10 protein-coding genes are annotated in these 14,595 nt (G+C 48.5%); 2 read left to right on the top strand and 8 right to left on the bottom strand.

Annotated elements, in window-relative coordinates; translation table 11 throughout:
• Positions 1-18: 18 nt before the first annotated feature.
• The 3 genes from LLH06_RS14345 to LLH06_RS14355 are packed head-to-tail and all read right to left on the bottom strand — an operon-like array spanning position 19 to position 3,790.
• Entirely contained in the window at positions 19-2,265 is a 2,247-nt protein-coding gene (locus tag LLH06_RS14345) for a xanthine dehydrogenase family protein molybdopterin-binding subunit (protein WP_228169981.1), read from the bottom strand.
• 15 nt (positions 2,266-2,280) lie between these two features.
• Positions 2,281-3,300, bottom strand: coding sequence for an FAD binding domain-containing protein (locus LLH06_RS14350; protein WP_228169982.1), 1,020 nt, complete (start codon positions 3,298-3,300; stop codon positions 2,281-2,283).
• Entirely contained in the window at positions 3,293-3,790 is a 498-nt protein-coding gene (locus LLH06_RS14355) for a (2Fe-2S)-binding protein (RefSeq protein ID WP_228169983.1), read from the bottom strand. Before LLH06_RS14355 ends, LLH06_RS14350 begins: the two co-directional genes overlap by 8 nt.
• Positions 3,791-4,008: 218 nt before the next feature.
• Between LLH06_RS14355 and LLH06_RS14360 the strand changes: the two genes are divergently transcribed.
• Positions 4,009-4,575 carry a Crp/Fnr family transcriptional regulator gene (locus LLH06_RS14360; protein ID WP_228169984.1) on the top strand — a complete coding sequence of 189 codons (567 nt, stop codon included), beginning with the start codon at positions 4,009-4,011 and terminating at the stop codon, positions 4,573-4,575.
• Positions 4,576-4,679: 104 nt separating this feature from the next.
• Entirely contained in the window at positions 4,680-5,747 is a 1,068-nt protein-coding gene (locus LLH06_RS14365; protein ID WP_228169985.1) for an SDR family oxidoreductase, read from the top strand.
• Positions 5,748-5,897: 150 nt separating this feature from the next.
• Here LLH06_RS14365 and LLH06_RS14370 read toward each other — a convergent pair whose 3' ends face one another.
• From LLH06_RS14370 to LLH06_RS14390, 5 genes are all read right to left on the bottom strand, one after another.
• Complete coding sequence (locus LLH06_RS14370; protein WP_228169986.1) at positions 5,898-6,203, bottom strand: hypothetical protein; 306 nt, start codon at positions 6,201-6,203, stop codon at positions 5,898-5,900.
• Positions 6,204-6,512: 309 nt separating this feature from the next.
• Entirely contained in the window at positions 6,513-7,037 is a 525-nt protein-coding gene (locus LLH06_RS14375; RefSeq protein ID WP_228169987.1) for a DUF3347 domain-containing protein, read from the bottom strand.
• Positions 7,038-7,049: 12 nt separating this feature from the next.
• The gene (locus tag LLH06_RS14380) at positions 7,050-9,515 is read right to left on the bottom strand and encodes a zinc-dependent metalloprotease (RefSeq protein WP_228169988.1); all 2,466 of its coding nucleotides are present in this window, start codon (positions 9,513-9,515) and stop codon (positions 7,050-7,052) included.
• Between the two features lie 3 nt (positions 9,516-9,518).
• Positions 9,519-10,952: a RagB/SusD family nutrient uptake outer membrane protein gene (locus LLH06_RS14385; RefSeq protein ID WP_228169989.1), complete on the bottom strand. Its 1,434-nt coding sequence runs from the start codon at positions 10,950-10,952 to the stop codon at positions 9,519-9,521.
• 13 nt (positions 10,953-10,965) lie between these two features.
• Positions 10,966-14,577, bottom strand: a complete 3,612-nt coding sequence (locus LLH06_RS14390; protein WP_228169990.1) for a SusC/RagA family TonB-linked outer membrane protein — start codon at positions 14,575-14,577, stop codon at positions 10,966-10,968.
• Positions 14,578-14,595: the final 18 nt, after the last annotated feature.

Below are 14,595 nucleotides of genomic sequence, written 5' to 3' on the forward strand. Positions count from 1 at the left end.
TACCTGTCAATATTATGATCAGTTGTCGTCAAGCAACTCATCAAAATGGATCGGTAGCTTATTGATGCGTTTACCCGTAGCATGAAATATAGCATTAGCGATGGCCGCAGGCATGCCGACCAACCCTATCTCCCCTACCCCTTTGATGCCCAATTCGTTGATCATTTCGTCTTTTTCATCGGCGAAGATCACTTCCAATTGGCCGATGTCGGCATGTGTAGGTATATGGTATTCACCCAAATTGGTGTTCATATACTTACCTAAATTGGGATCGGTAATGGTCTCCTCGTGCAGTGCTTTACTGATACCCCATACCATAGAACCGCTTATTTGACTGGTCGCTGTTTTAGGATTAACGATGGTGCCCGCAGCCACCGCTGTGACCGCTCGCTTCACGGTGATCACCTTAAGCTCCTTATCCACTTCAACCTCAACGAATGAAGCACTATGGGTCATTTTACTGTACTTGCGCAGCTTCAGCATATGAGGACGGCCCATATTGGTGGTACTGATCGGTCTGCCTTTATTTGAGGCCACCAACGATACAAAACTGATGAACACTGACGGTTCATTCACCAGTGAGATACCACCGTTACGAAACACCAGATCAGCTACATCCGCTTTGGAGAACGGTGAGCCATCTAAACCCTTGGCGATCTTCAATAGCTTCTTCTTCAACGCATTGGCTGCCATCACGATAGCCACGCCGGTAGACGAGGTCGTTGATGACCCGCCCTGGAACATGGAGAATGGCTTTTTGCTATCGCCATAAGCAAAGGTCACGTCTTCCAACGACAGGCCAAGTTCATCAGCTGCGATCTGGGTCATTACGGTCAAAGTTCCCGTCCCTATATCGGTCACGGCGTTATCAATGATCAGCTTTCCCTCCGCTGTGATCGTTGCCTTCACCCTTGATGGGAACTGATAGGCATCCCAAATACCAGTGGCCATTCCGTAACCCACTAATTTATTGCCGCGGGTCATGCTGCCAGGTCGGGGATCACGTTCCGACCAGCCGAAACGTTCAGCTGCGGATAGGTAACACTCGCGCAGTGCTTTACTTGTAAATGGATTCCCGGTCGATGAATCGATATCTGCGTAATTTCGCAAACGTAGCTCCAACGGGTCCACATTCAGCGCGTAAGCCAGCTGATCCATGGTGCACTCTATAGCATGCAGCGCGGTAGAGCCGCCGGGGGCACGCATATCTATCGGTGTAGGCGTGTCAAGCGGAACGACGTTATATTGGAACAGAGTATTGGGCGACGGGTAGAGCTTATGGCTCCAACCTGAGATGACCTCAGTATAATCCTCATAATTCGAGGTCTCCACAAAAGCTGAATGCGCTGTGGCACTTAATTTTCCGCTCTCATCAGTGGCAAAACGCAGTTGCTGCAGATTTTGCGGCCGATGCCCAAGCGCGAACATTTGCTGACGGTCAAGGGTAAGTCTCACATTTCGCTTCAAATGCAGTGCAGCCATTACGCAAAGGAACAGCTGATACTGAGGTCGCAACCCTAAACCGAACGCCCCGCCAACGTAAGGCGCCAGCACCCTTACATCCTTATAACTCAGTCCAAACACGTTGGCCACAAAGAGCTGGTTATTGATCGTGCCCTGGGTCTTGTCATATATCGTGAGCTTACCATCGCCCTCATGAACGGTCGTGGTAGCGAACATTTCCATAGGGTTATGGTGTTCGGTACCGTGTTGATAGGTGGCATCCACTTTAAACGGTGCTTTAGCATAAGCATCCACAAAATCGCCGACCGGAGCGGGTGGCGGTGGTTTTAACGCCGTGGCCATCCCTTTTTTTGCCGGTCTTGCCTCTTTAAGGTTGTCTGTCAAATTGGTAGCGTAAGCGTCCTTCTCATATTCAACCTTGACCAGCGTGGCTGCATAGCGGGCGGTCTCCAAATCATTGGCCACCACTAACGCTACGGGTTGCCCGTAGAACTTGACATCAGTGTCATGCAATGGCTTCAGAACGGTACCCGGCGGCGCATCCATATCCGCATATTGCAGATCGAACCACGCTAATTTAGGTCGATTGTCGTGCGTGAGTATATCCACTACTCCGTTTATCGCCTTGGCTACATCCGTATCAATACTCAGGATCTTACCTTTAGTGATGGTGCTGTTCACCACGTAGGCATAAAGCAGCCCCGGTACGTTATACTCGGCTGCATATTTTGCAGTTCCTGTTACCTTGGCTTTACCTTCTAAACGGCTTACCGGCTGCCCAACTTGCTTTTGTATCCCCATGATATTGTTGTAGTATTAAAGTGAAGGTTGTGCGCCTGGTCTTTGTGAGGATGGGTCCAATGCCATTATCCCGTTTCGAACGATGGCTCTTTTGGCCAACTCGATCTTGAATCGATTATGCTCGTAACCTCTGGCATCTGCCAGGATGATGTTCGCGGCACCTTCAAAACTTTCGGCCGTTGCAGGTTTACCTTTAAGGAATTCTTCCGCTTCGGGCGAACGCCATGGCTTGTGGGCTACCCCGCCCAACGCAATGCGGACCTCATCAATGATACCATCCTTCAATTTAAGACCTGTTGCCACAGAGACAAGTGCAAAGGCGTAAGAATGCCTGTCGCGCAATTTGAGATATGAATAATGCTGTTCAAAACCCTCGGCAGGAAGGTCGATGCTTGTGATCAATTCGCCGCTTTGCAACGCGTTATCCTTTTCAGGCTTCGCCGCTGGTAAACGATGAAAATCGTGAAAAGCGATCTGCCGGTCACCGTTCGGGCCCGTAATATTGACCACTGCATCCAGCGCTGATAAGGCTACGCACATGTCGGACGGAAAAACAGCGATACACTGTTCGCTTGCACCCAGTATCGCATGGATACGGTTATATCCATTGATAGCCGGGCAACCGGAACCTGGTACCCGTTTATTACAAGGCGAAGCCGCATCATAAAAGTAGTAGCAACGCGTACGCTGTAGCAAGTTACCTCCATTAGTGGCCATGTTTCGTATCTGTGCTGATGCGCCGGCAAGTATCGCTTTGGAAAGCAATGGATACCTATTTTCCACCTCCGGGTGATAAGCCGTGTCGGCATTAGTGACCAGTGCCCCTAATCGCAGTCCGCCGTTGGCGTTGTTAGTTATTTGCTTTAGCTCATTGAGTTTACTAATGTCGATCAATAATTCAGGATGGGTCAGGTCATACTTCCACAGATCGACCAGGTTGGTGCCGCCACCCAAATAGGCAGCATCAGGCGACTCGCCAGTGGCCCGTAGCGCCTCGCTCACGTTTGAGGCAGTTAGATACTCGAAACTATTCATTGATACCTGCCTCCTTCACTTCCATGATCGCGTTAATGATACCGATATTAGCTCCGCACCTGCAAAGGTTGCCGCTCATCAACTCCTGTACTTCTTCTCTGGTATGTGCCTTACCTTCTTTTAGCAAACCGATGGCACTGCAGATCTGCCCGGGAGTACAATAACCGCATTGAAAAGCATCATGATCAATGAAGGCCTGCTGCAATGGATGCAGGTCATCTCCATTGGCTATCCCCTCGATCGTGGTGATCGATGCACCATTTTTTGAAACGGCCAGCGTAAGGCAGCTTAGTACCCGTTTACCGTCACATAACACGGTGCACGCACCGCACTGACCATGATCACATCCTTTTTTTGTTCCGGTCAGGTCAAGTCTTTCACGTAATGCGTCCAACAAGCTTACCCAAGGTAGGATGCTTAATTGATATGGATGTCCGTTCACATCAAGATGGATGTCGTGACGGCCTTGTGGCAAGCTGCTCTCATTCATGTAGTGCGGGATTTAAAAAGGCAACAATGTACATCCCTTAATGTTGTGCGTGAGATGTTAATATATCTTCCAATCATTACAACGTGATGCCGTTTTTAAATTGTTTAATGTCTGTTCAACTTAGGCAAGATCTTAAACAGCGAGCTGGATCTTTGGTCCAGGTAATAATGACCTGCCCCGCAAACAAAGTTTCACTGACAGTTGCTTAGCTTTGCCGCATGGCAGAGTTACTCCGGCAGCAAATAGAAAAGATAGTAGAGTTGACCGACGATGAATTTGAGTTCTTATTGTCGCATTTCACTGCCCGCACCTACCGTAAACATCAATATGTGGTACAGGCCGGAGATCCCGCTCCCAATGATCACTTTGTGCTGAAAGGCCTGCTCAGATCATTCTATATCAACGAGGCAGGCAAAACGCATATCCTGCAATTTGCCATGGAAGACTGGTGGATATCTGACCCGCAAGCTTTCCATAACCGAAGCGTCGCGACCCTGAACATCGACTGCATAGAAGATACCGAGGTGTTATACCTATCGCTCGATATGCGTGAAAAGCTTTGCGCTGATCTCCAAAAAATGGAATACTTCTTTCTGAAAAAGACCGCAGCAGGCTATGTTGCGCTGCAAAAGCGCATACTTTCGCTTCTTGACCAAAACGCGGAGGACCGGTACGATCAGTTCGTGCGATCGTATCCGACATTGGTCCAGCGTTTACCCAAAGCGCTTATCGCATCTTACCTGGGAGTATCCAGAGAGACCCTGAGCCGCCTATCAGCCACATGATGTGACGTACCTCACACTAAATTTGTGCGGTAGCTCCTATAGTATTTTAACACCACTACTGACCTTTGCCTGTATACATAAAGTCAAAGTAGAGATCATTGGAAATGGAAAAGATAGCATTAGTGGTGGGTGCAAGTGGCATCACCGGAAGCAACCTGGCCGAAAAGCTCATATCAGAAGGCTGGACCACCTACGGTTTGGCTCGTGGTCCAAAAACAGATATACAAGGCTTGCGACCAGTAGCCGCAGATTTGCTTGACACTCAAAGTTTGAAAGTTGCCCTGGCGCATATAGCCCCAACGCACGTCTTCATCACCAGTTGGATGAGGAATGATACCGAGGCGGAAAATATCAGGGTAAATGGTATGATGGTTCGAAACCTGTTGGACACTTTATCACCTAAAAGTTCGGTACAGCACGTTGCACTGGTGACCGGCCTCAAGCATTATCTTGGCCCGTTCGATGCCTATGCAAAGTCTGGAACGCTCCCCGAAACGCCAGTTCGCGAAGAACATCCGCGACTGCCGATCGAGAACTTTTATTACGCACAGGAAGACGAAGTATACGCTGCCTCCGAACGTGACGAATTCACCTGGAGCATTCATCGCCCACATACGGTGATCGGCAAAGCGGTTGGTAATGCCATGAATATGGGCACTACGCTGGCCGTTTACGCAAGTATCTGTAAGGAAACCGGCAGACCTTTTCAGTTCCCGGGTTCAGAAGCGCAATGGAACGGACTATCAGATGTAACGGATGCCCGCATATTGGCCGAACACCTGATCTGGGCCTCTACCACCGAGGCAGCTAAGAACCAAGCGTTCAACATCACCAATGGCGAAGTTTTTCGTTGGAAGTGGTTATGGTCACAACTTGCCGACCGTTTCGGCATCGAAGCTAAAGGCTTTGATGGAACAATACATCCGCTGGAGGCAGAGTTGGCGGGCGACGAACAATTATGGAGAGACATAGCATCCAGATATCAATTGAAAGAGCCGGAACTGAACAGGCTTGCTTCAGCTTGGCACACGGACCTCGACCTGGGTCGCCCCATTGAGGTAATGACCGATATGTCCAAAAGTCGCAAACTCGGCTTCACCCTCTATCAGGATACGCGTGATTCGTTCTTCGACCTGTTCGAACAATTGAAAGCAGAAAAGCTTATCCCATAAGTATGATAGCGCGTTGAGTTAGGTAGATGTGGGATGTTCATATCCATATCGAGAATATACTTAGCATACAAAAAGGGGCTTATGATGTACATCATAGGCCCCTTTTCGTATTGATGATCAAAAGCTGAATGCGCAGTGCTCAATAAAGGATCAGGCGTTCTGCTTTTTCTTGATCTCGATGAGTTTGGTTAAGAGTACGGCTTTATGTTCTACAGCAAGCGACACGAATTTTTCCTCTTTAACGGCCATACGCACCATCATGGGCAGCAATGGGTAAACCTTGCGGGCAAGTTCTTTAACGTTCTCATCCACCTGGATAGCCGCGATGACCTTGTCGGCGTACGGCTCTATCGTAGGCCAGTTCTCGGTCAGCACGGGTTCAAGGGTGCCCATTACCCTGGCGGTGATGTCGTTGTTCTCAGTATTATTGTCTTTACCTTGGAAGAATGATAGCATATTAATAGATATTTTGTGTACGGTCAAATCATGAACAGATCGCATTCAGTTCGGTTTCAGTGGCGGCATAACACCATATAATAAATGATGCGAAACATTGGCTAACAGCACCATCAGCTCATTGGATCTCTTAAGTCGGTCCATTCACGATCTCTGCTCAAAATAAAAATGCCTGCAAGCTTTCGCTAACAGACATTTGCTTTCGTTAGGTAACACAAGGCATTCTCTTCAATGAAATGCCTTGTATAATTTCAATTAACTAAACTCAAATAAAGAACGTTGAAGATGTGTAACGGCTAATAAATGATCTTACAACTGCGCTTTTACTTCTCCGCAGGTCAGCATATTCTTGGGGTAATACGGATTCTTGATATCCTTGCTGGTGCTCACCCAGGTCACGCCGGTCATGGGGCATTGCTGATAGTAGATCTTAGCTTCTTTAATGAAGCGATATTTTTGAGCCAATTCCCAAAAATCTTTAGACACGGTAGCAAAATGCTTACGCTGAACGTTGATATCAGTGGTAGCAGCGATGGCCTTGGCCTCATCTATAGCTTCAGCACGAAGTTTCTTGAGTGTCATCAGATTATTGAGTTCGTGCGAACGCAACCTCACCTTAATAAACTCGTTAGCAAATATTTGCGCTGATGATGCGGCCTTTTTTGCATCAGAAACTAACAAGGCATCCTTCAGCGCGAGGTAAGCCGGCAAGGCAGTATCATTACGGCGTGAGATCACAGAGTCACGTTGGGTCAGGGTGCTATCGGTCTGAGCGAAAGCCTGAAAGGTGGTGACCATCAATAGCACGAAGGTCAAAATTTGCAGCATTTTCATGGTTTTTGTATGTTAAAGTTTGCTTTGTTCATGTAATATCTTGTTGATCTGATGTACGATGTCCTGGTAGTGGACAGCGTTCCACGGATCTTTAGCAGCCATAGTCTTGACTTCGGCCAGCAGGTTGCGGGTGTGTTGGATCACTACCAATCGGGTATCATCGCGTTGTGCGTTCGACCTTACCCAGCCTTCCTTCACCTGCTTGGGGTTGATGATGAAATCAAGCTTCTCCACATATGACCGCTCCAAGCTGCGCCTGAAACTATTGGTCAGTTCATTCTTACCTAAAGGCTTCCAAACCTCGCGCTTGATATCATTCAGGTATTCGGCAACGGGATAGTCCTTACGGATGGTCAACTCCATGTTATGCAGATTATAGAGATACGTAGGCGCGATGAGCGTGTTCATGAAGCGGTTCTGCTGGTCCAGGATATCATCGGCCACTTTGGTGCCTAACTTGTTGGTGATCGATTCAGGGTACAACCACATCGGGGCCTCGAACAGGTTGCGGCCAATAAAGTGGATAGCTTCCTTGGTGCGCTGCTTAGGTATCGGTGTATACACCGCCCCGTTCTGTTCTACACTTTTAACAGTAATGTAGCGGCCCACGATGTTTTTGACCACGTGATCGAGATATCGGCTGTATTGACCGATAGCGGCCTTATGCAACTCTTTCAGATTGTCATACTGGTCACCTTCCTCACGGGTCCATAGCGGTAAGGCGGCCACTACCCTTTTCAGGTTCTTCATGCCGTATTCATTGGCACGGGTCACGTTGTCGCTCAGATCCTCAGCCTGGCTGCGTGGGTCCTCGTTCTTGCCTTCACCACCGAACCACAAACGTGGGTTGCGAGCCAAGCTATCAACGATCATTTTATTCAATACTTTGCTCTCCTGCTCCTCGCTTTGATCGCCGGGTAATAAGCGGTAGCCCCACTGTATGGCCCATTTATCATAAGCGCCAATACGCGGGTATATCCCCTCTTTACTGATATGATCTTCAGGTTGAGCCACGTAGTTAAAGCGAGCATAATCCATGATGGACACTGTATGACCGTTGGCCTCTACCCATTTCTTTTCGCGCAGTTTTTCGACAGGTGTTTGGCTGCTGGCACCCATGTTGTGCCTAAGGCCAATGGTGTGGCCCACTTCGTGCGATGATACAAAACGGATCAATTCGCCCATTAGCTGGTCATCAAATTCCATTTTGCGGGCACGCGGATCAATAGCTCCGGCCTGGATCATATACCAGTTATGCACCAACTTCATCACGTTATGGTACCATACCACGTGGCTTTCCATGATCTCCCCGCTTCGTGGATCGCTTATACGCGGCCCGTATGCATTAGGCGTTTCGGAGGCCATATAACGGATAACCGAATAACGGGCATCCTCCAGGCTCATGGTGGTATCGTTCTCAGGCCATTCTTTAGCCATGATCGCATTCTTGAAACCTGCCTTTTCAAAGGCCTTTTGCCAATCGTTCACACCGGCGATCAGGTACGGGCGCCACTTTTTTGGCGTAGCTGGGTCCAGATAAAAAACGATCGGTTTGGCCGGCTCTACCAGGATGCCCTTGTTGTACTTATCCATATACTCGGGCTTAGGTTCGAGCCTGAAGCGTTGGATATAGTCTTGCGTACGGGTTCGCTGGCTGTTCTCATTGAACAGGGTATATCTGTTGGCAAAATACCCTACCCGCTCATCAAAAAAGCGTTTCTTCATGGGCACTTTTGGTAATAACACCATTGATACATTGAAGCTATAAGTGATCGCACCGGCCACCTGCGCCGCATAAAGTGACCCAGAGGTAGATGTGTATGTTTTGGTGGTGCGCGCCTCTATGTTCAACGGGTATGCCGATATCTTTTCGATGAACGAGCGATCGTCGGCTATGCTGCCCACTTTAGCTATTCCCTTGTCCTTTGAGCTGATGCTCATTACCGGGTTATCCTTTTTGAACAGATCGGTCACATCGATCACCGTGCTTTTACCAGCAGCATTAACAGCCTTGATATCGAACGCTGCTGCGATGGGGTTAACGTTAGATACCTTGAGCGAACGATAGATCGCTTGCGTGCTATCGGCACTATCATTACGGTATACCACGCCACGCATGAACACCTTATTGCCGGGCGCTTTCTCAAAGTATACGGTCTGCTCGTTGGTCTCTTCGCCGCCCATGCTCACATTGCCCGAGGGGGTGCCTGTGTAACGGGTCACTACCAAAAAGTAGCGTCCCATCAAGCTATCAGGTATCTCAAAGAACCATTTGCTCTCGGTATTTACCACTGTGAACACACCCTTTTGCTTACGGGCACTTGCCGGTATCACTTTGCTGTAGGGTTGCACAGCGACTGGCTTTTTCACACTATCGGCCTTGGCGGGTGTTTCGGGTGCCTTTTGGGCACTCGAAGCAAGACCGCACAACACAAGGCCGCACATCATCACATATCTCATATTTAAAACAAAGTTCATCGGTTATCTGAACGGTACGGTCTCGTCGGTATTCAAGGTGAGCAATGGGTTGAGCTTGAGCACATCCTGCGCGAACGGTACGATGTACATGCGCGAGTTAGGCTTTAACGTATAGGTCACCTGTGGTACGGTCTTATTCACGATCGGGAAAGTATGCACAAGTGTTTTGGCGTAGTCAGGCTCCAGGTTAAAGCGCTTAAGGTCAAAAAAGCGATTAACCCCGAACATCAACTCTTTACGGCGCTCCTGGATGATGATGTCCATAGTTGCCTTGGTGGTGGTCGGTACGGCTAACTGAGCTTGCGCCGCGTTGGTGATGCGTTTAGCACGCAGGTCGTTGATGATCCTCATGGCGTCAGCGTAATTACCTTCACGTGCAAAACATTCGGCCAGCATCAGGTATACCTCAGTGGTCTTCATACCCACAGTAGAGTAAAAGAATTTGGTGTACGGCACGTTCCAGAACGCAGTACCTGCACCGGCATCCAGGTACGGGCTCGGGCCAGTGGTGAAGAACAGGTTGTAACGGGCATCAGTAGTATTGAACAAGCCTTTCAACTCTGGGCTCATCAGGTAAGTGTAGGCGAAATTGAGCTCGTTGTAACCGGTCATGTAGGCATAGTTCAACACCTCCGGGTTATCGGCTGCGGTCACCGCTAACGAATTAGGGCCACCCTGGCTGGTGTATTTCACCAGGTCAAATATCTGACCATTATAGGTCAACGACCGTTGAGCAGCAGCCTTAGCTTGAGCATACTCACGCTTGAACAAGTGCACCTTGCTTTTCAAAGCATAGGCGAACGCCAGCGAAGGATGATAAACGTCCAGCGGTTTTTCCTGCAGGTAAGGCAAGGCCTCATCAAGGTCCTGTTGAATGAACTTGTAAACCTCCGCTACGGTCGACTTAGCTTTTTTGGCCTCCAGGTCATATTTATCCATAATGATCACGCCGCCATCATTGGCTGCCGTTGCCGGGTCATACGACTTGGAGTAAACGTTGATCAGCATGAAGTAATCGAATGCTCTTAGCACTTTGGCTTCGGCCTTGGCCAGCGTTTTGATCGATGAGCTGCCGTCCGTATCGTCGATCAGCGAGATGACCATGTTCCAACGGTTAATGTAGCTGTAGGCCTGATTATAATAGTTACTGGCGGTCAGGTAATCAGGGCGGTTGGCCGTTTCATCAAAAGTGAAGTTGATGATGTCCATGCTCTTCGGCAAACCGATTACGTATGATTCTTTGATCCAAAGGTCATCAGAAAGGTAGGTGAAGTTGCCCGTATAGTAGCCCCGGTTAGGGAGCGATACCATTTTATAGAAATCATCGGTGGTAGATATCACCGTTTTGCCTTTAGGCACTACATCCAAATACTTGTTGCATGCAGGCAAGGTAAATATGCTCAGTAAAGCGAGCGTTAAGTATGATCTGAATCTCATGTTGTACTGCATTTTAAAATCCGACACTTAAACCAAATAAGAACGACTTAGGGACAGGCAATGAGCGTGTGCCACTATTAAGACTGTATGCCTCGGGATCGATGTCCTTTCCGGCCGCGCTCCAATACCACAGGTTATTTACCTGAGCGGTCAACCGAAGGTTGGTCATGTGAATGCGTTTCAGGAAATTATTGTGTATAGCGTAAGACAGCGACACGTTGCGCAGCTTGATGTAGTCGGCGCTCAGGATCTGGTTGTCGCCATATCTCCATAGATCGCTCAGTGTACTGGTGTAGTTCTTGATCGCGTTAGGGTACTCAAAGTACAAACGTGGCATATCTGTATAACCGTTGGTGTACAGTTGGCCTATACCCTCATTATAAGTATTGCTGGTGATCGCCGATAAGGGCACCACCTCTTTACGCAGGTTATTACCTCCTGAGTATACGAATAACACGTTCAATTGAAGATCCTTATAGCGTATGCGTTGAGAGAACGAGCCATTGAACGAAGGCAGTAATTTACCTACAGGCACTATGGCAGCAGGCGAATTGATGCTGGTCACACTGGTCGGTGTTCCGTTGGCATCAAAGGTCACGTTAGACTTACCGTTCTGATCCAGGAAGTAAGGATAGCCGTTCACCATACCGCCGTATTTATAGGCATACATGGTTTGGAACGAGGTATTGGCAAAATAATAGTCCGTTGGCGATGAGATGTACGAGAATGCACTGGAGGCACTGTAATTCACATCAATGATGGTGTTCTTGTTGTAAGCGTATACCACGGTAGAACCCAAGGTCAGGTCCTTGCTTTGGAACCAGTCAGATCCTAAGCTCACCTCTATACCACGGTTACGCATGTTGCCGTTGTTGATCACACGACTTTTCAGTCCAACCGTTGGGTCAAGATCGTTATTGACAAGCAGGTCAGAGCTGTAACGGTTGTACAGGTCGAGGCTACCTTTGATGCGGCTGCCGAACATTGAAAAGTCGACGCCAAAGTTGGTGGTCGTTACTTTTTCCCAACGCAGTTTAGGGTTAGGGAAACTGCTCAGGTTGGTATAGATGAGGCTTGGGTAAAGCACATCATTACGATAGGTAGCTACGGCGTATGGTGATGAGGTAAGATCCGAGTTACCGTTGATACCATAAGTGACACGGGCTTTCAGGTAATCAACCCAATTCACTTGTTTCATGAACTCCTCGTTACTCACGTTCCAGCCACCACCTACCGACCATATCGGTTTCCAGCGGTACTCAGGGTCGAGGCCAAAGAAGCTGGCTTGATCAACCCTTACGCTACCGGTAAGGTTATAACGATCGTTAAGTGTGTAAGCCGCGTTACCGTAGAACGACACATAACGGTTCAATGGATTTGACAGCGTACCGTTGTTTCCGCTCATGGTGCGGCGGCCATATAGGTAACTGGTGATACCGGTCGTGCTCAAGGTCTTGAAATCCATAGGCTGCGATGAAAGCAACTGCGGATCGTAGCTATACCGCACATCTGAAAGATACAGCGGTGTTTCATTTTGACGGGCCTCGAAACCACCGATGGCCACGATGTTGTGCTGCAGATCACCCGTCTTGAACGTACGGTCGAAATTCAGTTGCTGCCTGAAAGTGTAATTGTAAGAGCGCAAGTTCTCTTGCTTGAACCGCCCACCAGTAGTGATCACATTGTGCTCGAACTTGTTAGTGGTGGTATTAAGTGAGGTCATGCCGTTGTACAGGAACCGCATTTTGTATGAGTTTGGGTCATAATACTGCTCCCTGTTGGTATTAGAGGTCTCGTACTGGAACGACACCTCATAGTTCAGTCCCTTCATCAACGTGGCACGCAGGCTGGTGAATGCACGCAGGTTGAGCGCTTTTGAATTGGTGACCCCATACTGCAATTCATCCATCACATTGAACTTAAATGATTTGAAGTCGGCGTTGCCCAGCATTCTGGAGGCTACTTGACCATTGATCGCACCACCGCTTCCGCTCGAAAAACCATCGTTGAAATTAGCATAATCAGACAGCACGGGATTACCGTTCTCGTCGACGATGCGCACGTAACGCTCTTGAATGTCGTAATTACCGTAGTCGGTATCGGTAGCGTTAGAATTGGTGTAACGGCCGTTCAATCCTACAGTGGCCGTAAGCCACTTGTTAAAGTCGAACGTAGATTTGAAATACATGGTAAGGGCTTTGCTGTCATTGCCTTTCACACGCATGGCGTTCTCGTCATAATTCAACGATACGAAGCTATTGCTTTTGGCCGAACCTGAACTTAGTGCAAGGTTGTAACGGTTGCGAGCCTCGTTACGCCAAATGTTATTGGTGTAATCCCTGATATAGTCGTTATTACGCCAGTTATTCAGTGTTGTATTTACCTGATCGGCGGTCAACTTACCTTCGTATTGCGAGCGGTATAATTGGTAAAGGGGCGAATAATACCTGATGGAACCAACGCCCACATCACCGTAGTAAGCGAACATGGCACCTGCGTTGGCATAGTTCAACACCTCACTTTTATACTTTGCGGTCTCGTAATCAATGATCTGGCTGGTAGATGCATAGTGCATCTTATTCAGATCAGGCTTGGTGGTCACAAAATAGTCGGCGTTGCCTGTCACACTTACGCTGCCTTTAGCACCTGTACGGGTGGTAAGCACGATCACCCCATTGGCCGACTTGGATCCATATATCGACGCTGCAGCGGCATCTTTCAATACATACATCGAGGCGATATCGTAAGGGTTGATCTCATCTATACGTGAGTTAGTGGGCAAACCATCGATCACTACCAATGGGTAAGTTGCCAATTCGGTTGGCCGTAAGGTGGACGGACCACGTAATTGTATGTCGTTGCCTCGCGGATCCTTCCTTAAACCGGCTACCCTCCCCTCGATCGCCGAAGCCAGATCAGGGTTTAGTTGCTGGTTCAGCAAAGCCGAATCCACCTTTACGATGGCAGCCGTACTGCGCTCTTTAGATATCGACTGATAGCCGGTAACTACCACCTCTTTTAAGTTGGCGTTACTGGCCAGCATCACAATGGTCACATAAGCGCCTGCACGTACGTTGGCCAAAGGCGTCTCTTTCAAGGCGTAGCCCATACTATGCGCCACGATCACCGGCGACGAGTTGGAGGTAGATATGGTGAACGAGCCATCAAGGCCCGTTTTGGTCACTGCCGTTTCGCCTTTTACCTGCACATCTATACCGGGTAGCGGTGTGCCGAGCGTATCGATCACCTTACCATTGATCTGCACAGGCACAGCTAACTGTGGCCTTGCTTTGATAATGATCGTTTTTTTCTTGACCTCGTAAGTAAAGGGCTGCCCCTGAAACAAGCGCGGTATCAGATCAGAAAGCTCAGTGTTGCTGGCGCTCAGCGTTACCGGCGAAGCGTTTTTCAGAAAGCTGGCATCGTACACGAACTGGTAGCCGCTCTTTTTTGAAAGATCGGCCATGGCCTTGGCAAATGGCGTGTTCTTGTACTCGACCGTTATCTTTTGTGCCGATGCCTGCATGGAGAACAGCATCACCAGACACAGTAAAAATGTATACAGTTTGCTTTTTTCGGGACATAGTAAGCCTACACCCCTCTGTTTTTGGGTAAAAAGAACCATAGTAAATTATTAGGTGAT

The organism is Mucilaginibacter daejeonensis, from assembly GCF_020783335.1.
In the GTDB taxonomy this organism is placed as follows: domain Bacteria; phylum Bacteroidota; class Bacteroidia; order Sphingobacteriales; family Sphingobacteriaceae; genus Mucilaginibacter; species Mucilaginibacter daejeonensis.